Source organism: Mesorhizobium yinganensis, from assembly GCF_040081985.1.
GTDB classification, from domain to species: domain Bacteria; phylum Pseudomonadota; class Alphaproteobacteria; order Rhizobiales; family Rhizobiaceae; genus Kumtagia; species Kumtagia yinganensis.
The window spans coordinates 181955-203026 of the sequence record NZ_JBEBMH010000003.1; the positions used below are offsets into that span (position 1 = coordinate 181955).

At 61.2% G+C, this 21072-nt stretch carries 20 protein-coding genes and 1 tRNA gene; 6 read left to right on the top strand and 15 right to left on the bottom strand.

Translation table 11 applies throughout. The features are described from left to right. Window positions 1-15: 15 nt before the first annotated feature. Entirely contained in the window at window positions 16-2295 is a 2280-nt protein-coding gene (locus tag ABMA59_RS08005) for an NADP-dependent malic enzyme (protein WP_349004811.1), read from the bottom strand. Between the two features lie 135 nt (window positions 2296-2430). Between ABMA59_RS08005 and ABMA59_RS08010 the strand changes: the two genes are divergently transcribed. The 4 genes from ABMA59_RS08010 to ABMA59_RS08025 all read left to right on the top strand — a co-directional run bounded on the left by ABMA59_RS08010 (window position 2431) and on the right by ABMA59_RS08025 (window position 7254). Beyond that, on the top strand, window positions 2431-3366 hold the full coding sequence (locus ABMA59_RS08010; RefSeq protein WP_349004812.1) for a DMT family transporter: 936 nt from the start codon (window positions 2431-2433) through the stop codon (window positions 3364-3366). Between the two features lie 10 nt (window positions 3367-3376). After that, window positions 3377-6097, top strand: a complete 2721-nt coding sequence (gene mutS, locus ABMA59_RS08015) for a DNA mismatch repair protein MutS (protein ID WP_425475877.1) — start codon at window positions 3377-3379, stop codon at window positions 6095-6097. Window positions 6098-6376: 279 nt separating this feature from the next. Continuing rightward, window positions 6377-6739: an MbcA/ParS/Xre antitoxin family protein gene (locus ABMA59_RS08020; RefSeq protein ID WP_349005215.1), complete on the top strand. Its 363-nt coding sequence runs from the start codon at window positions 6377-6379 to the stop codon at window positions 6737-6739. Beyond that, the gene (locus ABMA59_RS08025) at window positions 6736-7254 is read left to right on the top strand and encodes an RES family NAD+ phosphorylase (RefSeq protein WP_349004813.1); all 519 of its coding nucleotides are present in this window, start codon (window positions 6736-6738) and stop codon (window positions 7252-7254) included. The genes ABMA59_RS08020 and ABMA59_RS08025 overlap by 4 nt, the downstream gene beginning before the upstream one ends. Before the next feature lie 151 nt (window positions 7255-7405). Here ABMA59_RS08025 and ABMA59_RS08030 read toward each other — a convergent pair whose 3' ends face one another. Beyond that, window positions 7406-8635 carry a tyrosine-type recombinase/integrase gene (locus ABMA59_RS08030; RefSeq protein WP_349004814.1) on the bottom strand — a complete coding sequence of 410 codons (1230 nt, stop codon included), beginning with the start codon at window positions 8633-8635 and terminating at the stop codon, window positions 7406-7408. A gap of 132 nt (window positions 8636-8767) precedes the next feature. Here ABMA59_RS08030 and ABMA59_RS08035 point away from each other — a divergent pair, with 132 nt between their 5' ends. Continuing rightward, entirely contained in the window at window positions 8768-9211 is a 444-nt protein-coding gene (locus tag ABMA59_RS08035) for a hypothetical protein (protein ID WP_349004815.1), read from the top strand. Window positions 9212-9274: 63 nt separating this feature from the next. On the opposite strand, the gene ABMA59_RS08040 is transcribed toward ABMA59_RS08035, so the two are convergent. Then, a complete protein-coding gene (locus tag ABMA59_RS08040; RefSeq protein ID WP_349004816.1) occupies window positions 9275-9763 on the bottom strand; it encodes a hypothetical protein in 489 nt (162 codons plus the stop codon). 966 nt (window positions 9764-10729) lie between these two features. On the opposite strand from ABMA59_RS08040, the gene ABMA59_RS08045 reads away from it, so the two are divergent. Next, window positions 10730-11395 (top strand): hypothetical protein, encoded by a 666-nt coding sequence (locus ABMA59_RS08045; RefSeq protein WP_349004817.1) that lies wholly within the window; start codon window positions 10730-10732, stop codon window positions 11393-11395. 4 nt (window positions 11396-11399) lie between these two features. Here ABMA59_RS08045 and ABMA59_RS08050 read toward each other — a convergent pair whose 3' ends face one another. From ABMA59_RS08050 to ABMA59_RS08105, 12 genes are all read right to left on the bottom strand, one after another. Next, window positions 11400-11951, bottom strand: coding sequence for a hypothetical protein (locus ABMA59_RS08050; RefSeq protein WP_349004818.1), 552 nt, complete (start codon window positions 11949-11951; stop codon window positions 11400-11402). Between the two features lie 3 nt (window positions 11952-11954). Further along, entirely contained in the window at window positions 11955-12719 is a 765-nt protein-coding gene (locus ABMA59_RS08055; RefSeq protein ID WP_349004819.1) for a hypothetical protein, read from the bottom strand. Window positions 12720-12731: 12 nt separating this feature from the next. Continuing rightward, window positions 12732-13130 (bottom strand): hypothetical protein, encoded by a 399-nt coding sequence (locus tag ABMA59_RS08060; RefSeq protein ID WP_349004820.1) that lies wholly within the window; start codon window positions 13128-13130, stop codon window positions 12732-12734. Beyond that, window positions 13106-13519: a hypothetical protein gene (locus tag ABMA59_RS08065; RefSeq protein WP_349004821.1), complete on the bottom strand. Its 414-nt coding sequence runs from the start codon at window positions 13517-13519 to the stop codon at window positions 13106-13108. The genes ABMA59_RS08060 and ABMA59_RS08065 overlap by 25 nt, the downstream gene beginning before the upstream one ends. Continuing rightward, window positions 13516-14937: a hypothetical protein gene (locus ABMA59_RS08070; protein ID WP_349004822.1), complete on the bottom strand. Its 1422-nt coding sequence runs from the start codon at window positions 14935-14937 to the stop codon at window positions 13516-13518. The genes ABMA59_RS08065 and ABMA59_RS08070 overlap by 4 nt, the downstream gene beginning before the upstream one ends. A 14-nt stretch (window positions 14938-14951) precedes the next feature. Further along, a complete protein-coding gene (locus ABMA59_RS08075) occupies window positions 14952-15230 on the bottom strand; it encodes a hypothetical protein (RefSeq protein ID WP_349004823.1) in 279 nt (92 codons plus the stop codon). Window positions 15231-15743: 513 nt separating this feature from the next. After that, window positions 15744-18029, bottom strand: coding sequence for a phage/plasmid primase, P4 family (locus ABMA59_RS08080; protein WP_349004824.1), 2286 nt, complete (start codon window positions 18027-18029; stop codon window positions 15744-15746). After that, window positions 18013-18186, bottom strand: coding sequence for a hypothetical protein (locus ABMA59_RS08085; RefSeq protein ID WP_349004826.1), 174 nt, complete (start codon window positions 18184-18186; stop codon window positions 18013-18015). Before ABMA59_RS08085 ends, ABMA59_RS08080 begins: the two co-directional genes overlap by 17 nt. Next, window positions 18183-18380, bottom strand: a complete 198-nt coding sequence (locus ABMA59_RS08090) for a DNA-binding protein (protein WP_349004827.1) — start codon at window positions 18378-18380, stop codon at window positions 18183-18185. Before ABMA59_RS08090 ends, ABMA59_RS08085 begins: the two co-directional genes overlap by 4 nt. Before the next feature lie 399 nt (window positions 18381-18779). Next, window positions 18780-18856: transfer RNA gene (locus ABMA59_RS08095), tRNA-Arg, on the bottom strand. Between the two features lie 119 nt (window positions 18857-18975). Next, window positions 18976-20139 carry a GNAT family N-acetyltransferase gene (locus ABMA59_RS08100; RefSeq protein ID WP_349004828.1) on the bottom strand — a complete coding sequence of 388 codons (1164 nt, stop codon included), beginning with the start codon at window positions 20137-20139 and terminating at the stop codon, window positions 18976-18978. Between the two features lie 26 nt (window positions 20140-20165). Then, window positions 20166-20804, bottom strand: a complete 639-nt coding sequence (locus tag ABMA59_RS08105; protein WP_349004829.1) for a DUF6875 domain-containing protein — start codon at window positions 20802-20804, stop codon at window positions 20166-20168. Window positions 20805-21072 lie beyond the last annotated feature (268 nt).

The window sequence follows — 21072 nt, forward strand, 5'->3', positions numbered from 1 at the left end:
AGGCGAGAAACGTCCTCAACTCCCCGCCGAATACGCCGCGATCGCCGCCATGTTGACGATGTCCGAATCCTTGGCGTTCAAGCTGACGATCTGCACCGGCTTGTTCAACCCCACCAGCAGCGGGCCGATGACGGTGGAGCCGCCGAGTTCCTGGAGCATGCGGGTCGAGATCGAGGCGGAGTGGAAGGCCGGCATGATCAGCACGTTGGCAGGGCCCGACAGGCGGCAGAAGGGGTATTGCTGCATGAGGCGCGGGTTAAGCGCCACATCGGCGGCCATTTCGCCGTCATATTCGAAGTCGACGCGGCGCTTGTCGAGGATTTTCACCGCCTCCTGCACGCGCTCGGAGCGTTCGCCCGGCGGGTGGCCGAAGGTGGAGTAGGCGAGCATGGCCACGCGGGGTTCATATCCCATCCTTCGAGCGAAGCCGGCGGTTTCCTCGGCGATGTCGGCAAGTTCTTCCGCGTTGGGCATGTCGTGGACGGCGGTGTCGGCGACGATCACCGTGCGGCCCCTGGACAGCACGATCGAGGCGCCGATGACGCAGTGGCCGGGCTTTGCGTCGATGACGCGCCTGATGTCGTCGAGCACGGTCGAATAGTTGCGGGTGACGCCGGTGACCACGCCGTCGGCGTCGCCCAGCGCCAGCATGCAGGCGGCAAAGTGGTTGCGGTCGTTGTTGATCAGCCGCTGGCAGTCGCGGAACAGGAACCCTTTGCGCTGCATACGCTCGTAGAGGTGGTCGGCATAGACGGTGTTGCGGCGCGACAGGCGGGCATTGATGATCTCGATGCCGGACTTGTTCAAATCGATGCCGGCGGCGCGCGCGTTCTCCTTGATGATCTCGTCGCGGCCGACCAGGATCGCCGTGCCGAGTTTCTGGTTCACATAGGCGACGGCGGCGCGCATCACCTGCTCCTCCTCGCCCTCGGCGAAGACGATGCGCTTGGGCTGGCGGCGGACGCGGTCGTAGATGCGCTGCAGGGTCGACGCGATCGGGTCGCGGCGGGCGGAAAGCTCCTGCGCGTAGCGGTCGAGGTCGAGGATCGGTTTTCGCGCCACGCCGGTTTCCATGGCGGCCTTGGCCACCGCGATCGGGATCGCCGAGATCAGGCGCGGATCGAAGGGAACGGGGATGATGTAGTTGGGGCCGAATTTCGGCCGCATGCCCTGGTAGGCGGCGGCGACGTCGTCCGGCACATCCTCGCGGGCGAGGTCGGCCAGCGCCTTTGCCGCCGCCACCTTCATCTCGTCATTGATCGTGGTGGCGCGCACGTCAAGCGCCCCGCGAAAGATGTAGGGGAAGCCGAGCACGTTGTTGACCTGGTTCGGATAATCCGAGCGGCCGGTCGCCATGATCGCGTCGGTGCGGATGTCGGCCACTTCCTCCGGGGTGATCTCCGGGTCGGGATTGGCCATGGCGAAGATGATCGGGTTCTTGGCCATGGACTGGATCATGGCGGTGCTGAATGCGCCGCGCGCCGACAGGCCGAACACGACATCGGCGCCGTCCATGGCGTCGGCCAGGCTGCGCGCGTCGGTTTTTGCCGCATGCGCCGATTTCCACTGGTTCATGCCTTCGGTGCGGCCCTGGTAGACCACGCCCTTGGTGTCGCAGAGGATGACGTTTTCCGGGGCGAAGCCCATCGACTTGATCAGCTCGACGCAGGCGATGCCGGCCGAGCCGGCGCCGTTGCAGACCAGTTTTGTCGTCTTCATGTCGCGGCCGGTGATTTCAAGCGCGTTGATGAGGCCGGCGGCGGCGATGATGGCCGTGCCGTGCTGGTCGTCATGGAAGACCGGGATGTCCATCACCTCGCGCAGCTTCTGCTCGATGATGAAGCAGTCGGGCGCCTTGATGTCCTCCAGATTGATGCCGCCGAAGGACGGGCCGAGATAGCGCACGGCGTTGATGAAGGTCTCGGCGTCCTCGGTGTCGACCTCGAGGTCGATGGAATCGACGTCGGCAAAGCGCTTGAACAGGACGGATTTGCCTTCCATCACCGGCTTGGAAGCCAGCGCGCCGAGATTGCCGAGGCCGAGGATGGCGGTGCCGTTGGAGATGACGGCGACCATGTTGCCGCGCGACGTGTAGTCGAAAGCGCGGGAGGGGTCTTCGGCGATGGCCTTCACGGGGACGGCGACGCCGGGCGAATAGGCAAGCGACAGGTCGCGCTGCGTGGCCATCGGCTTGGTCGGCACGATCTCCAGCTTGCCCGGCCGGCCCATGGCGTGGAAGTCCAGCGCCTCCTGCGCGCTGACGGAGGGTCCGTTGTCGGCTTTCTTGGAGGCCATGGCGGTGGTGTTTCCTTCCCGAAGGCCGCGTTGCACGGCCCGATGCTTCTTTTTGTGGAGTGTTTCGGATTAAGGCTACACACCGGGCGAGTAAAGCGCCAAGCAGGATCATGATGCGCCAATCCTGGACATAAAATGTTCCTCTCCGAGAGCCTTGCCATAGCCTCGGCATGCTGCATCGCCCTGTCAGGCATGCTGATCGCCGAACTGAACGGCCGCGTCGACGTGGTGCGGCTGGCGCGCTGGCAGATGCTGGCCGCCTTCGCCATGACGGCGGCGGCGTCGCTCGCGGTGGGCGGCTGGCGCGCGCTGGAGGGCTGGCAGGTGTCGCTGCTGCTGCTGTCCGGCGTGGCGGGTATCATCATCGCCAGCACCACCTATTTCGCCGCGATCTATGCGGCCGGGCCGCGCGTCACCGCGCTGCTGTTCTCGCTGACATCGCCCATTGCGCTGGCGCTGGGGTATCTGTTTCTCGGCGAGACGATCACGGCGCGGCAGGGGCTCGGCATCGCCTGCGTGCTGGCGGGCGTGGCGATGGCGATCGGGCGGCCGCGGCGCTATGGCGGCGCCGGCAAGGGTATGCCCTCGGTGAGCATCGATGCGCCGTTGCCGCACGGCACGCCGGTGGCGCCTTCCCGCACCTTCACCGTCGGCGTCGTGCTGGGCGTGATCACGGCGGTCGGCCAGGCGGTGGGGACGCTGCTGGCGCGGCCGGCCATGGCGGCGGGCGTCGAGCCGTTCACCGCCATGGCGGTGCGCTCGGGCATAGCGGCGATCTTCTTCGCCGCGCTGCTGCTGGTGCCCTTGGCGGCACTGAACAAACCCTACCGTTTCAGCACCACCGACCTCGGCATCGCCGTCGGTTCGGCCTTTTTCGGCACGGGGCTCGGCATGTCGCTGCTGATGGCGGCGCTTGCCGCAGGCAGCGTCGGCATCGTCTCGACGCTGTCGTCGATGACGCCGGTGGTGATCCTGCCGATGGTGTGGCTGCGCACCGGTGTCGCCCCCTCGCCGGCTGCCTGGGCGGGCGCGGCGCTCGCAGTGGCGGGCACGGGCCTTATCAGTCTATGACGGAACGACGATGACCGCGCACTTCGACAAAGCGATACCAGCCGACGCCGGGGCGGAGCAGCCGCGCAACGGCCCGGCCACGCCGATGATGGAGCAGTATATCGAGATCAAGGCGGCGAACCCGGATTCGCTGCTGTTCTACCGCATGGGCGATTTCTACGAGCTGTTCTTCGACGATGCCGAGGTGGCGTCGCGCGCGCTGGGCATCGTTCTGACCAAGCGCGGAAAGCACCAGGGTTTCGACATACCGATGTGCGGCGTGCCGATCCACGCGGCCGACGACTATCTGCAGAAACTGATCGGGCTCGGCCACCGCGTTGCCGTCTGCGAGCAGATCGAGGACCCGGCCGAGGCAAAGAAACGCGGCTCCAAATCGGTGGTGCGTCGCGACGTGGTGCGCCTGGTGACGCCCGGCACCATCACCGAGGACAGGCTGCTTGCTCCCGCCGAGTCCAGCTTCCTGATGGCGCTCGGCCGGGTCAAGGGTGGCGGCTACGCGCTGGCCTGGCTGGAGCTTTCAACCGGCCTGTTCCGGGTCGCCGAGACAGCCGCCGACCGCCTGCTCGCCGACATCTTTCGCATCGACCCCCGCGAACTGATCGTCGCCGAGCCGGTGTTCTACGATGCCGACCTCAAACCGGCATTCGACGTGCTCGGCCGGCTGGCCAGCCCGCAGCCGCCCAGCCTGTTCGATTCGGCTTCGGCGCCCGCGCGCATCGCCCGGTTCTACCAGGTCGCCACGCCCGACGGATTTGCCAGTTTCTCCCGCGCGGAACTGTCGGCGATTTCCGGCATCATCGCCTTTGTCGAAAAGACGCAGAAGGCCGAGCGCCCGCCGCTCGGGGTGCCGGAGCGCGAGACGGCGGGCTCGACGCTTTTCATCGATGCCGCGACGCGCGCCAATCTGGAACTGACCAGAACGCTGTCGGGCAACCGCGACGGCTCGCTGCTTCAGGCGATAGACCGCACCGTCACCGGCGCTGGCGCCCGCCTGCTTGCCGACCGGCTGACCTCGCCGCTGACGGCGCCGGACGCCGTCAATGCGCGGCTGGATTCGGTGGCCTGGCTGATCGGCGAGCCGGACCTGCGTGACGGCTTGCGTGCCTCGCTGAAAGGCCTTGCCGACATGCCGCGCGCGCTGACGCGGCTGGCGCTGAACCGTGGCGGCCCGCGCGATCTCGGGGCGCTCTGTGCCGGGCTTCAGGCGGCTGCCGAAATCGGCGAGCTGTTGGCGCGGTCCGAGCCACCGTCCGAGATTCTTTCGGCGCTGGGGGCGATCCGCGCGCTGCCGGCCGACTGCGCGGAGCGGCTTTCCCGCGCGATGGCCGACGAGATGCCGCTCTTGAAGCGCGACGGCGGCTTCGTGCGGGCCGGTTGGGATGGCGAACTTGACGAGATGCGGGCGCTGCGCGACGAGTCGCGAAAGGTGATCGCCGGGCTGGAACGCGGGCTGATCGACGAGACGGGCGTGCGGTCGTTGAAGATACGGCACAACAATGTGCTGGGTTATTACATCGAGGTAACCGCCAACCATCAGGCGGCGATGACCGGCAGCGACGCGCTGCGCGCCCGCTTCATCCATCGCCAGACCATGGCGAGCGCCATGCGCTTCACCACGACGGAACTCGCCGACCTGGAGACCAAGATCGTCAACGCCGCCGACCGGGCGCTGCAGATCGAACTCGCGGTGTTCGACGATCTAGTCAGTGAGGCGGTCGGCCATGCGGAGAAAATCCGCGCAGGCGCGCAGGCGCTGGCGGTGCTCGACGTATCGGCGGCTCTGGCCGCGCTGGCGATTGACGAAAACTGGACGCGGCCGCTCGTCGACGGCAGCCTGACATTCGACATCGATGGCGGCCGCCATCCGGTGGTCGAGCAGTCGCTGCGAAAAACGTCCGGCCAGCCGTTCGTCGCCAATGACTGCGATCTTTCGCCGGCTAATGGTGGCAAATTCGGCGCCATCTGGCTGCTGACCGGCCCGAACATGGGCGGCAAGTCGACCTTCCTGCGCCAGAACGCGCTGATCGCCATTTTGGGGCAGACCGGCTCCTTCGTGCCGGCGGGGCGCGCGCATGTCGGCGTGGTCGACCGGTTGTTCTCGCGCGTCGGCGCGTCCGACGATCTGGCGCGCGGCCGCTCGACCTTCATGGTCGAGATGGTCGAGACCGCGGCGATCCTCAACCAGGCGGGCGAACGCGCGCTGGTCATCCTGGACGAGATCGGCCGCGGCACGGCGACCTTCGACGGCCTCTCCATCGCCTGGGCGGCGGTGGAATATCTGCACGAGAAGAACCGCTGCCGGGCGCTGTTCGCCACGCATTTCCACGAGATGACAGCGCTGGCCGACAAGCTCTCGCGCCTCCACAACGTCACCATGCGGGTGAAGGAGTGGGAAGGCGAGGTGATCTTCCTGCACGAGGTCGGCAAGGGCGCGGCCGACCGTTCCTATGGCATCCAGGTGGCGCGGCTGGCCGGCCTGCCGGCGGCGGTAGTCGATCGCGCCCGCGACGTGCTGCACCAATTGGAGAGCGGCGAGACGTCGGGCAAGGCCAACCGGCTGGTCGACGACTTGCCGCTGTTTTCCGTGGCGGCGCGGCGCGAGGCAGCGCCAAAACCGACCCAGCCGGATCGGCTGCGCGACGCGGTCGTGGCGCTCAATCCTGACGACATGACCCCGAAGGAAGCGCTGGAGGCGCTGTACCGGCTGAAGGGCACGATCGGCAAGACTTAACTTAATCCTGGAGAGGCTGATGTCGCCGCCCGAAAGGCCGGGTTCTGGTCAGTGGCGCCGAAGGCTTAGGCGTGGGATCGGCATTCATCGAATCTTTTGGGCACGCGGCGGCGCAACCAAAATGAGTTCAAGATGCTTGACAGGAACGGGGTTTGCCACATATTTTTGCATACTTTTATGGCAAATGGTGCGCATATGGCTGCGCTGCGTAAGAAGGATACTCGTTTGCTTGGGCTTGAAGAGGGTGTCACACCCTATCTCGCGCCGACGCCTGCCGAGATGGGTTTCAGCTACAGCGCAGGCATGTTCGCCGAGGACGGGGTGGTCGATATCGACCAGGTGACGGAGCGCTTTGGGATGTCGAAGGGGCAATTCGCCGAGACGGCCGGGCTTGCCCCCGAAACGCTGCGCCGAACCAGCCGCATGACCGCTGCAAAGACACAGGCGAGGATTACGGAGATGCTGGAAATCATCGCGCGGGTTACCGGCTGGGCGGGCGGCGAAAAGCAGGCCATGGCCTGGTATCGCGCCGAACCGATCCCGGCTTTCGGCGGGCGCACGGCGGAAAGCCTCGTCAAGGACGGCAAGGCGACGGCGGTGCGCGATTATCTCGACCACCTCGCCATGGGCGGCTTTGCTTGAGGTTTGTCGGCGACTGCTATCGCGCGCACAACCCGAGATGGTCGTTCACGCCGCTATCCGGGGACGGCGCGGCGATCCATGGCGGACGCTTCAATCCGAAAGGTGTTCCGGCGCTCTATCTGGGGCTCACCATCGAGGGGGCGGTCATCGAAGCATCGCAAGGTTTTGCTGCGAAGCTCGAGCCGTTGACGATTTGTCTCTATGAAGTCGACTGCGACGACATCGTCGACCTGACGAGCGACGACGGGCGGAATGCCGCCGGAGTTTCGCTTGAAGACATGGCTTGCGCCTGGGCGTTCGACGCCGTGGAGAGGAGGAAGCCGGCTTCATGGAACCTGGCACGGGAGCTGATCGGGACCGGCGCCGCAGGAATAGTCGCACCCTCCTTTGCCCGGGGCACAAGGCCAGACATGCGCAACCTGGTCCTCTGGAAGTGGGGACGCGACCTGCCCTGGCGCGTCGCCGTTCACGATCCTTCGGGACGCCTGCCCAAGGATATGCTGTCCTGGCATTGATTGCGTGGATTCGGACGTCTTCTGCACTGTGTTGTGTGTGAACTGTGGCGCGCCCGGCAGGATTTGAACCTGCAACCTACGGATTCGAAGTCCGTTTGACGCGAAGCAAATACAACTGCTTAGCGGCCCATGTTGCATACGTGTAGCATGTCTAAACGAGCAGCGCGCTCGCTGCCTTGTCCATGACGTCGTTGTTATCGCCGCTCGGGAACAGATGGCCGTAGACATCCAGCGTCATTTGGATCGTCGAATGTCCAAGCCTGTGCTGCACGACTTTCGGCGACAGACCAAGCCCGCCGTCCTCCTTGGAGTTGATGCACCACGACGCGTAGAAGTGGCGAAGCGCGTGCAGCCCAGGATATTTGGCGGCGACGGTAGGCTTGCCCTTGTCGTCCACTTCGCCAGTTTGCACCGTGACGCTCGCAGCTATCTGGACCGGCGTGTACCAGCGCTTGATGATGTTGGAATGGCCCTCAACCTTGCCCGGCCCTGTTGGGAAGACGAGTCCGAGCTTCCCGTTTGGACAGGCAAGCTTCCACTCGCGCAGCGTCTTCACTAGATCCGACACGAGGGGAATTGTGCGCCGACCAGCTTTCGATTTTGGACTCCCTATCTGGTAGTACGCGTCTGCTCGCTGGCGAACCGTGATTTCCGCCTTCTGCAGATCGACATCCTCCCACCGCAGGCCGCGCAACTCGCTGCTCCGCATGCCGGTGAACACGGCCGTCATCAGAAACACACGGTTCCGTCCAACAGCGGCCTTGAGCATCGCCTTAACTTCGGCAGTCGTCGGGATGTCTACACCTACCCCAACTCGCTTTTCGTGGCGCGCTTCGGCGTTTGCCTGCGTAGCGCGCGAGCGCCCCAACTCCTTCACAGCGTTGCGCACTATCAAGCCCCGTTGCTGGGCATCCGACAGGATGGCACCAAGGCTGACTTTGACGTTGCGCACCATCGCATCAGATCGCGGCTTCCGTGTTCCATCGTCCATTGGCAGGCTTTCGTCGCCTTCGCGCAGCCGGTCCAGAAACGCGCGCACAAACGGCACCGTCACCCGCGATAGCTTCTCCCGCCCGATATAGGGGACGATATGCAGGTTGAGATGCTGGCTGTATTGATCGAGCGTCGAGCGCTCAAGCTTGGCTGCGGTGCAGCTTTTGATCCACAGCTCGCCTGCCTCCTTGACCGTCTTCGACGCGGCCTCAGCAACATGCGTCCCATCAAGAACCTGAGTGTGCGTCTTCGCCGCGTAGGCGTCCGCGTCCTTCTTCTTCGCGAACGTCTTATGGCGGCGCTTTCCGTGCTGGTCGGAGTAGTCCACGACCCACGCTTCAAGCTCGACGCCCTTCGCGTTTTTCCACTTCCGTTTACGAACTGACATAGCTGTCTCCTGTCTCAAGAGGCATTATGTTGCACAATATCCGTTGGTCAGCAACAAAAGAAGGAAATTTCTCTTTCTTTTCTCTCTTTTCTCGCTATTATGGCTACGTCATCTCAGAAAGGAGAGATAGAAATGAGAGCCATTGACGTTACCACCGACGTGTATGCTGCCATCTGGGCAGCGCGGAAAGCTGGCGAGAATACTGAAAGCGAAATCCTCGCGAGGGTCTTGCAAGTGCCTGCTCCCGCGCAGACACAACCGCCACCAACCCAACAGCAACTGGCGAACGATCCCATCGGTTTTCGAGATGTGCGTTTCGACATCACGTTGCCCGAAGGTTTCGAGATATTTCGGAACTACAAGGGCACCGAGTACCGTGCACAGGCAACCAACGGTCAGTGGAAACTGCTTTCGACTGGCGAGCTGTATCCCACATTCAATCAACTCAGCCGAGCAGTCACCAACGGGCCAGAGAACACATGGTATGGCTGGTACTTTCAAGGACGGGACGGCAAACGCCATCTCATCGTTGGCTTACGAAATGACCAAAAGCCGAGCTTTCGGCATCTCATCTAGTTTTGCGGATTGGCGTGAACGCTGCGGAGCACCTGTCAGTACTCCGCAGCGCCTCTCACTGGCCTACTCGCCAACCATTTTCAGCCCACGCAGATCTACCATCCCGGCTGATCCGTGAAGCTTGAACGCTACGAACTCTATGGCCTCGTTCAGGCAACGACCCAGGTGATTCCGCGTCGTCATGAAACGCGCCTGCCCGTCTTCGGCATTCTGCTCAAGGCGATAAACACCCTTGCCGATAATGTTGTGAGCGACCGGCAATAAGGCGAAGATGCCGGAAAAGTCGGTGTTCTGCATCACCATCACCTTCTTCAGTTTTAAGCCGGAATCCTTCCAGATGTCAGGCTTCCATTCCGACATGAACTGCGCCGGGATGGTGACGCGGATATCCTTCTCGCTTGATGGCGGCTGGCGCAGCATAATGTGGCCGGGCGGGCAATCTCGCACCGTCCGTCCATTAATCTGCCCCTTGTCGCTCACCACCAATCGCTCGTGGAGCATTGCGTCGGAGAGATCACCAATTTTCGAAATTGCTTCTGCGAACGTGTCCATTTGGACTTTCTCCTTTTCGGTGCGGTATTGAACCGAACGGCAGCGCACGTTGGGCCGCGGGTTCGCAGGCCTTTTGGCACCTGCTCTTCCGCCCCAGAGTGTCCGAACACCGATTTCTGGAGAACGTGCTTCACGGATAAAGCACGGTAAGATGATGGCATGGATGGATGGATGGGCGCAAGCGCAAAACAGCATGCTGCATGCACGCTGAATATACTGGGCGTCCTCGCTAGCCGCCGCCTACAGTAGCGTTGCGCTGCTTTCGCTGTGCAGCTATGGGCGCAGCTTTTTCAGCGCTGTAGCGCCGGTATCATCGCTTCGGCGAATACGAAATGAAACTTGTCGTGGCCTTCACTGATCCCCATCCACCGGCCGAAATCGATGTAGTCGTATTCGCCGAGACGAGCTCATTCCCCTTTCGTAGGAGAATTGAGTGGGTCATATTGCCGGCGTGAAACAGCACAGTTGAATAACCCTGCACCTCCCAGCCATTCTCCAACATAGCTCGGATATGGTCCGTCTCAACGTGAAGCATGTTTACGTCAGCCATTTTCTACTCTCAGATGGTCGGCAGAAGGAATTTTAGCTTCGATCTTGACGCAACGTGAACCAATCACCACTTGGATTGTCAACTCGATATAGCCGCGGCGAGTGTTGACGGGTCACCCTAAGGCTATGAGGAAAAAACCGTCACCCGCTGGCCTAATGTACGAAGGCGGCTACCGTAAGGGACCCTCGTACATGCGAGAAAGGATATGCAACGTGGTTGCATTTTTCTGCCTCGAAGCCAGCCAGTCGGGCGATAGCAGGAGCTATCGACTTGAGTTTGGATGGGGTATTCACCCCAAAATGGCTTCGGTCGTCCTGCTTATAGCAAGGCTGTTCTGAAACGAGGGCATCCCGGAAACGGGGTGCCCTTTTCATTTTTTGAGAGGCGTGACTATGTCAACGGAGACTTCCGACTACTTGCCGGTTCCGCGCCCCACGGAGGGCGCGCGCGACGCAGCGAAATATGTTTCGTCTCTTATAGAAGACGGACTCTCGCTTGCTGCTATCCCGTTTGGGGCGACGGTAACTCGGGCCGCACAATCTTATCTCGAGCGCAGGGAGACGCAAGCGCGTGAAATACTGTTCGCAGCAGTGAAGGAAGGCAACATTCACCTCCTCACGAATCCTGACTACGAGCACCTGATTCCGAATATTTTTGGGTACCTGGAGGCTGTCAGGCGTGGCGAGTACATTCATAATCTTAGGATTCTTGCAAACTTGTTTGCCGGAGAACTCCCACGCCCCAGCGCCGATCCGGGGAAGGTACGACGCGCGGCCCGTCGTTTGGAAGCAATGTCGTCCGAGGATCTGAATCTTCTATACGACATCAACGCAATTTTCGTAGCTAAATCACAAGCAAAAGATTTCGATGGGTTTCACTTATTTGTCGATGATAGAGATATCGTAAAGTACCGTCAACGCGACTATGTCTCTCCAGAGCAGGAGATTAATAGCCAGCTAGCAGATATGGTGTCGCGTGGATTGTTGTATATTGGGAGCAATCCGGGTGCATTCGGCGGCCAATATTACTATAAGACGGAGGCTTTTGAGGAGATCATGGCGGCTGCGCGTTCGATAAACTAAGCAGTTACCTGCGCATTTTCATCTGGGCGATCATGGACGTGAAGAAGCCGTCGCTCGGTGCGGTCTTCTTCGGGCGGAAGCCAGCACCGTCCTCCGATTCCAGAAAGTTCTCCACCAGCCCGTCCACCGATTGCAGTCCGAACGGAGTATCAGCCGAAATCACGGCCTCGTCGTCGTAGCCGGTCTCGATCTCCCAATGATGCTGCTCAAGCAAGATGCTGGCAGCGCCCCGTATCAGCGTAGTCGGAGTATTCGCGGCTGCTAATGAAGCAGACAGCGCCGCCATCACGCGCTCCGTGTGGCGGGCGAGTTTGGAGGCTGCAAGTCGTGCATCGAGCTTGGCGATACCCTCAGTCGTCTCGCGCTCAACGGTCTCAATCTGCTCGATGTACTCCTTGAACTGAGCCCAAATGTGCTGCTTGAGGCGGAACGCTTTCGGGCCGCCGTTATGCGGCTCGTACCAATCGCGATGGCTTTCAGGGATGTCGTCAATGTTGGCGACATGGCGAGGGGCCGCAAATGAGCCATCAGGGAAATGGGTCGCGTTCCTGTCCATGGTTCATACTCCCCTTGCTTTCAGCGCCTGCTCGGCCTCGCGACGATTGCGGACGCCTGCCTGCGCTAGCTGGATCACCGGGCTTTCGCTGGCCTCGCGGACCATCTTCATGAACAAGACGCCGGCCCGTTCCGTCGCCTCCAGCGCCTTGTTGAGCACGTCCACCCGCTCGGCATCGCCCGGATGGAATTCGCGCTGATATTGCGCCCGGATCAACTCCAGCCTGGCCTTGCCAACACCACTGAGGAATGCAGGGGCACGCAATACCGCGCCGATGATGGACAAGTCCTTGGTCTTGAATGCGTCATTAATCGTGCTCTCGCGCACTCTCTCAGGCATACCTGCAAGCGCCGTGCGGATTTCGATTTCGTGCTGAAGGCCGAAGACCGGTCCTGTCGGGGCCGGAGGGCAGCTTGTCCGCTTGTTGATGCTTTCGATTTCCGCCTTTGCCCGCCCGCGAGCAGCGTCAAGGCGCGTAGCTACACGGGTGCCGCTCGCCAATGCCGCCTGCGCAACGCTGAGCAGGGCAGCGTCGGCGGTCAACGTGGTATCCGACAGCGTGAATTTTTCGACGTTGATCGGCGCCGCAGCTTCTTCCCTCGCGATCTTCACCGCCGCAGCTAGTCCAGCGACAGCAGGGTCGGAAATCTCTCCCGTCTGCTTGTCGCGGACTGCAACATGCGCAACGGTCTCTTCGTCCAAGCTGGGCGGAAGCGTTAGGCGGGTCCTCCGCTTGGCTTCTTCGGGCGTCATGGTTTCGATCTTCATATCAGCCTCCGTTCACAGTTTGTTCTCCAACACAAGACGCCACAGAAATTGGCGGGATATGCTGGGGTCGATTTGAAGGTTGTCGCCGCCCTTGAGCGGTTTCGTTCTGGCGTCGAGCAGGACGTTGACGATGCCCTCGTCCGGGATCGTCTCGACGACAGCACCCGGTAGGCCATCGACCGTCACACGAGCGCCGGGTTCGAAAACCGGTGACTCGATCAAGTCAACGCCCTCGGGCGCTATCGTGAAACTGGTCGTCGTGCCGTTCGAGTTTTTGCGAACGAGCCGCGCCACTTTGTTCATTCGCGGCCCGTTTGGCTGCTTGAAGAATCCGGCGACGACATAAAGCTCGCCGTTCGTTTCAACGATGTCACCGATTGCGACGCTCATATCTCGGCCTCCTTCGCCCACCTCTGACTCGCGCAAAGGAAGCTGACTGGCGAACCCTGTTGGAGCGCGTGGTCCATCATCGCCAGTTGCCACAGCCAGACAGGTTCGAAGGTGCTGTCCGGCAGGCGCAGGCTGGCCGCGATCCCTTTCATGGAATGCAGGGTTGCATCCTCGCCTTCAAAGTCGAAGCGGTCGCCCAGGTTGAATTCGGTTGATCCGAGCCAGCCGGTGTAGAGCTCGTTCTCGTCACGGAAGCAGTGGAGAATTTCGTCGACGCCGTCCTTTGTGATGACGCGGCGAGCCAGCATCAGATGCTGGCCTTTGAGAATGGGCTCATCGACGGCGAACTGGACGATCCAGATGTTACCGCTGCTGCTTCTGATGTAATCGCCGCTCGCGATCATGGTCATGTCCTCACCGTGGAAACAGTGGTCCGCGGGCCAGCGCGCCGCCGCGCTACGAGGCAAACCGCTCCGGCTGCCGCGTTAGCCACGTCATCGTGGGAATTACTGGGGTGGTCGACGACTTCGCGATTGTTCGTCACGCGCCGCTGTAGCCCAGAGAACTGGCTGACCATGCGGGGGTTATCCAGAAGCTGGACGGCGCGGCTGTTGAGGATCGGCAAAAAATTCAGATACAGGTCTGAGCGTGTCAACGGGGAGCGCACGTAGGTGATACCGTGACGGGCGAAGGCGTCCCGGACCCATTCAGCGCCATAGGAATCGCCATGCACGACGGAAATTCCGTATTCACGGAGTACCTTGACGAACTTCGCGACGACTTCACCCGGACGGAAAGGCGGTCGCGCTTCCTCTATCCGGTCGAGTCGGATAAGATCATCGCCACAATTCCTGTCATTCAGGCCGTCATGCGCGATTGCCAGAGTAAAAGAATCGTTTGATCCGCCTGACGGATCGACAAACGCAGTATATGGCGTCCGATGCTTGTTCGGCAGCACCAAACCAATTCCGCACATGATTGATGCTGCAACAATTTCAGGATCGACAAAGTTTGAGATGTCGTCTCGAAAGAGGCCTAAGTACTCCGCACTCGCAGCAGCGGGATCGCGCTGCATCGCACGATCAACCACCTTCTGAGGCAGCGACGGGTTGAAATCACGGCTTGCTCCGCGCGCCACCAGTATCAGCGGATCGGCGTCCGGCTTGAAGTACTGCTGAGCGGCCTGATAAACCTCGCCCGCTTTCGCGAATGGCGATGTGATTGCGATCAGGGGTCCGCCGGTCGTTGCGAGGGACGGCCTGATAGCGGTGAGAATGTCCTTGTCGGTGTTCGCGCTTTCCTCGGAACTTTGGAAAAACGCAAGCTCGTCAAACAGGGCGGCAATCGATGTCACGCCCCGAATCGACCGCCAGTTGCCAGCCCGAATCTCAATGTCGATGCGATTGTCGAGACTGATGCAGTCAGCCGTCGGCTCTCCCGCCAAACGCAGGCGGAATACGGGTAGGTCGAAGATCGCCTTGGCGTACTCGAAGGCGTTGGATGCCTGCTTCTGCGTTGACGCGATGTACGGCAGCTTGCCACGCTCGCCACGCACTAGCACGTCGCTCCAGTCGCATAGCGCTGCGAGGTATGCTGACAGGACGGACATGGCGCGCGTCTTGCCACCGCGACGGCCGACGATGCCCCAGAACTCTTCCACCTGATGCAGAGGCTCACGCTCGCGCTTCGTCAGAGCAGTGAAGATCGTCCGTTCATCAGCGGTCAGCGGCTCGCCCATCAAGGCTATGAGCAGAATGCGCCACACCTGCCAGCTATCGCCGTTTAAGATGGTGCCGAATAGGTTCCTATCGGCCAGTGCCTCGCGCATGGACACAAGCTTCCTCATCGCGCGTCGGCCTTCGCTTTGAGGTAGGCTTCCAACGTGAGGGCAGGCTTCTCCTTACGTTTGATGCCTAGCCGCTCAAGCAAGCGCCCTAGATTCCCGGCTGTGCGGTTGTAGAGGTCGAGTGTACGCTCACCTACCGTCGGGTCCTCCGCGAAGCGCGTTTCCAGCTTCTCCAACTGGATGGTCAGCACCGCAACGCGGCGGATAATCGATTTCTCGGCGGCAGTTAGCTCCTTGCCCAAGTCTTCAACGTACTCCGCGATGATCTCTTTCATCCGACGCACGTAAACGGATCGCTCGTCCTTGGCACCCAGAAGCATTGCGCTGCCGTTCGCGATCTTAGACTTGGCGGTAGACCTACCTGATAGTGGCGAGAAGGTGTCCATTGACGACCTAAGCACGAGTTATGTTGATGAAATACTTGTGCGCAGCATAGGGCGGCAGGCAACATGAACGCAACAGATAAAAAATAAAGGCGCAATTACAATCGCTTATCGCCTAACTAACGGATATAAAATCCGTTAGTATAGTTTTCGCGCTGTACTTGAGGCGTTGGCGACGGGCGGCGCAGGAAAAGCGCCGCATTTTCACCGATTCATCTCATCAGCTTTTTGCAGCGCCCAGCATGGGGCATTCGACGCATTTTCCACCTAGCAACCCAGCATAACCCAGCATTTCCCTATCTTCTGGGGAGTAAAGCTGGGTGCTGCGAAGCGCCAAAGGGTATAATGCTATGCGCAAATGCTGTGTTATGCCCGGTGTGCTGGGTGACACGTCACTCGTCGCACTCAGAACGGGACGTCGGCCGGGAGCGGTTCCTTCTTCTCCTTGGCCACGTCGATGCCGACGTAGTACGATTGACGCTCGCCGCCGTCGTAGTGCTCAGTGATCCGAAGCCCGGGAACGGCCGACTTCAGATTGCGGCTGAACCAACTCTTGCTTCCCTGATTGTTGCCGTTGCGGACGCACCACGCTTTCCACGCTTCCCAGATGCTTTCGGTCTGGGATTGGATGCCTGCTCCCACATTGCAGCATTCCGCGACAAACGCATGGGCGGGCGATCCGAGTTGTATGATCTCATTCAACGCGTCCTGCGAACTGGTAGGCTGAACGAAATGCCTTCGATTGCGGAGGCGGTGATAACCCTCAATCGCCCAATTCAGAATTCCCGGCATCTCAGGTTTGAGGCCATCGAACAGCCCAGGGTTTTCATTGCCGAGGAACGAAGGTTCCAACACGATGATGATGAAGCGGTTCGCCAGCGCGCCCGATCCATCGGCAAGGGCCGGCAACTCGTTCGTGATGATGATGAAGCGCGTTTGCAGCTTCCCATGCCAGAACGAGTTGTTCTTGCGGTTGGCGCTCATCGTGTCTTCGCCTGAGATTGCAAGCAGGCGCTCCGTCACTGCCGCCTTGTCGGTTTTCCCACCAATGCGAGCATCTGATATGATGGCGACCGGTCGAGGGATTAGTGGCTCAAGGCCGAACTCGCCCGACAAGCTGCCCATCGTCGGACCTGCCACGAAGTTCGGCCCGACTAGTTCGCGCAGCACGCGAGCACTGGTACCCTTTCCCGAACGCGGAGGACCCTTGATGAGCAGGATCTTCTGCTGCGACGTATCGGTGGACAGGCAATAGCCGAAGAACTCCTGCAACGCTTGCTGGGCTTCAATGTCCTCGACAAATATCTGCTTGAGGAACGCCAACCAGTTCCTTGGCGACGGGGCGTCGGGATCGAAGGCAACAGTTGACGCCGCCGTGTTAAAGAAGTTCGGCGTTGGCTTCCAAAGCTCGCAACTCGGCAGGTGCAGCAGCCCGTTTGCAACGGCCATGAACTCGCTTGGCGGTGGCAGATCGTCGCCGCCCCTGAGCCATGTTGGCGTGTCGAAGTTATCGTTCAGATGGGTGCAGGCGTTCAGGGCGTCTACGATGTTGCTGACCTTGTCCTGATTGGGCTTGAAAGAGGTTGGCCCTTCCTTGGTCATCATCCGTGCTCGTTCGGCGAAGCTGTAGACAACGGCGCGGATGTCCTCCTTGCTCAGCAGCTCGAAACATGAGCCGTTCCAACACCAAGACGCATCCTTGTGTCGATGGATCAGACGCGACCCGGATTCGTGCATGTATCGGGCGTTGACGAGCTTGCGGGCGCTGCGCATTGGGTCCTGCGGATCAAGAACCAAGCTTGGCTTCCACGGTGCCTTTTTACCAGCCGTCAACCCAGAGGTGACGGTGAGGTTCGCTTCCTTCCGCTTCAGGCCGCAATCATCAGCGGCAGTAAGTAAGCGCTCGCGCACATCGGACTCATCGAGCAAGCCGGCACCGACCAGACCGCCGACCGTATATGCCGCAATGTTCAGATTGTTGTTTCGCGCCTTGCTACCGTCTGGTGTGCTGGCGACACGGGCGCACTGTGCATCAAGCACCCGCAGCGCCTCCGTGCTGTCCCCGTCCTCGCTCTTCTCGCCTCTGGGTGCGCTTGTGCTGGCGGCGGCGGGCTGCTGGCGGAACTGGTCGGCGGCGTATGCAGCCATCTGCCGGATTCTTTTGATCCTGACCTTCTGTGGTTGCCCTTTGCGATGGAAGAAGCCCGGCAGTCGCATGACACGCGGCAGGTCCTTGACCATTTTGTCCGCGTGGAAGCGTTCGATCAGCGCTTTCTGAGCGGCCTCAAACTCATTCAGTTGCAGGCCGTCCACCGACCAATAGGCGTGCCATTTGCCCTCGGACGTTTCGACAACCATGTGTGGCGGGCAGATGTATCGTTCGACCGGTTCAATCGGCGCGCCATCAAGGTCCACGAAAACTGCTCTGACGCGAACAATGTCGTCGGCTGTCCGTGCCTTGCCGTTCGTCTCGTTGACCGTAACGAATACGCCAGCCCCTCGGTCGTTCAGACGTTGCAAGGCGGTCGCGTGTTCATCGAGAGACCCATGCAGCGTGCGGGCGAGTGCGGGTTCCTTGCGATCCTTGTCGTCATCGAAGGTTTGAAAAGTAAACTTCGATGCCTCTGGGTCGAGAACTTCTAGAAATCGCCGCGCCTCATCAATATCACAGAGTTCAATCTTGGGTGACATTCGCTGCAACCCCTTGCAATTTAAGGTTGTTGCAGGTATTGTTGTGGAAGGCTCGTACGGCTGATTTCTGCGACGCCGTAAGACCTTTGAGGTGCATCAGTGCTTTGGCCGCCAATCCTCTGATACAGGACTGGTGGCCATTTTCTTGAGTGATCATGCCGCCTCCACCTCGAAGAATTTGCGGAGGGCATGACGGGAGACGCACCACCGGCCACAGACTTTCTTGGCGCCCTTGATGTGCCCCTTCTCAAGCATGTGCTGGGTGATGCGCAGCTTGCGCCCGAGTTCGCGCGCAATGGCTTCGCCACCCCAAATTAGTTCGAGGTCATTTTCAGTTTTCGTATCGTCCATCCGATCGCTCCAATGGCTAAGCGCCATCGAGCGGCAGGATACGGCGAATCAGGGATGCGACAGGACGGCGCGGCTAACGCTTGAGGCCCCGTTTGGCTACGGGACAGGCCTAGCCAGCAAACGCTGACGGACCGATATGCCTGTGAATCCTGTCTACAGCGCTAGTACAGCACACAACGCAACGTTCCGCAAGGCACTGTAATGCAACGTATTTTTGTCATCCATGAGCTTTTTGCTGCCGTGCTGCTGTGCTGCATTTCATGTTGCATGGAAGCGCTTGCCCCCCATTGCGTTCCCTTGCAGAACAAGGGGTTAGCTTGCAGCATGATGCAACATGGTTCTGGCCTCTATCGAAGAGGCAGATACGCGCCAACACATTGTTTTTATTGCGAAAAGCGTTGGCGCGCCCGGAGAGATTTGAACTCCCAACCCCCGGATTCGAAGTCCGGTGCTCTATCCAGTTGAGCTACGGGCGCAGCGCCCGTTTTGGGCCTTGCGCTTCCATCTAGCGCGACCGGAGCACACAAGCCAAGCCCGATCAGGCCGGACAACCTTGCGTGGATGGAAGAAATCTGCCCAGCGCGAAAACGAATGGCTAACGGGCGGTTTCGACAAATCTCTGCACGAGCCCCGTCGGCAATTTTCTTGCAAGTGCTTTCGCCAATGGCCGTGCATATCTCAGCACGGCTTCGCAATAGAGCCGGCCGCGCAGCGTGAAGGCGAAGGCCTGGTCCTGGATGGCAGTCTGGCCGTCGGCATGACGCAGCTTGTAGGGATCGGCGGGCGCCATCATGTCGAAGGCGGTGGCGCCGCGCTGCGCGGCGGCGGCAAACACATGGTGGATCAAGAGCCCGCCGACGCCCTCGCGCTCGCAATCCGGGTCGGCGGCGATGACATGGCCGAAACTTTTGCCCTGGCAGTCGAAGGACAGGTCTATGCCGATCGGGCGGCCGGCGCGCTCAAGGGTTGAGACACGCAGCGACGACGCCGGATCGGCGGCGCAATCCGCGAAGAAGAGGGAAAAACGCGGATCGGAGAGCGTCGGCGACAGGATCGCATGGCGCTTGAGCTGATCCAGCTTGAAGGCGATGGCCTGACGCGCCAATACCGCTGCCTCTGGTCCCGGCATGAAGGCGCCGAAGGCGAGGTCCCCGCCCTCGGCGAGACGCTTCAGCCGGCGGCGATAGGCCGAGCGGTCGCGCGGCGAGTAGGCGCTGCCCGGCCCGCTGGAGCAAACGCGGACGGCTAGGTCGGCGAACGGCGCCTGCTGGCTTTCGATGACGGCCGGCCGATGGCCGCCGCAAAGGCGAAAGAACGTGGAATCCTCGCGAACCTTCTGTGCGAAGAAGAGATCGGCTCCGGAGCGCTCGACGGCGGCCCATCCGGCCTGAGCCAGAGCCTGGACATCGGATGTTGGGTCAAGCAGGATATCGCCGAACTGCGCTACCGGGCTGCCCATGAATTGCAGCAGCGTAAGGCCGAACCGCCGCCGCCTAACCAGCGGCCAGATCATGACCAGCCGGCCATGCTGCCGGCCTGTGATGATGTGCAGCGTCATCGACGGGTCGAGATAGTGCCTTGCCCAATGCGAAAGGAAAGAATGGCTCTGGAACAGTTGCCGCGGCAGCGCGGCGCTGTCGAACAGCGCGTCCCATTCCGCTCGCAACGCCTCGAAGGCGTCGAGCGTTGAAACGATACCGATATCATGCGCTGAGTTCATGACGAGGCTGTGCGGTCGCACGCCGTCCGCAATCGACACTCCCACCCCCCGCAGGCCAAGTCCGCTCACCCGCCGCCGCGCATGTATGCAAGAAGCCGCTTCGGCCCGGCGATCGGGAAGCGCAGCAGATAGGGTGCGAGCAGCAGCGGGTGGCGAGCCGCGAAGGGTGCGTCCTGCTCGACCAGATGGCGGATGGCGAGCACCGGCAGCGGCGCGCGCAACGGCCGGAATTTGGGGTTCCACAGGCCCGGCGCGTCGTTGGTCGCGTGCATGAAGCCGATCATGCGGAAGCGAGCGAGCGAATAGAATTTGTGCCGGCGCTGCACGCGCTGCAGCATGTCGATGCCTTGTGGCGATCCGCAATTGGGGAACCCGACGATCACGGTGCGGAAATGGCGCATGGAGGGTTTGCAGGGGATGGCTTCGAGGTCGGCGAAACCCTTGCGGATGACCTTAAACGCATCTTCCTCGCCGTCCGGCCCCGCTTCGCAAATGGCGAGGCGAACCAGATCGAGTTTTGCCGCCTGCTTGGTGAAGGGGCAGACGGCGCCGGTGCGTCCGAGTTCGTCGTGACCACGCATCAGGTAGGATTCGACCCAGCCGCGCAGCGTCGCCAACGCGCCATTGTCCGGGTCGCGGAGACGCGCTTCGTCCATGGTCAGCAAAGGCGTGCCGACAGATGGTCTTTCAACCTTGTCCAGCATGGCGTCCACTTTTCTCCGAAGGTGTACCGAACGCTAGCGCTTGTCGCTTGCCGAATGATTGATGGCGGGACGCCGGCCGCGCCTTGCGCAATTATGGTTTCCGGTTGGTTTAACGGCAAGGGCCGGGGCCGTGATCGAAGCCATGCGCCATGGAATGGTGGCGCGCCGGCTGTTTCCATGCAGGCAAGAGCGCGAGAGGATGGAACCGCGGCAGGTCCAGAGCCCGCCATCGATCGGGCCTCGCCGCAAAATACCCTTGCTTTTCGTT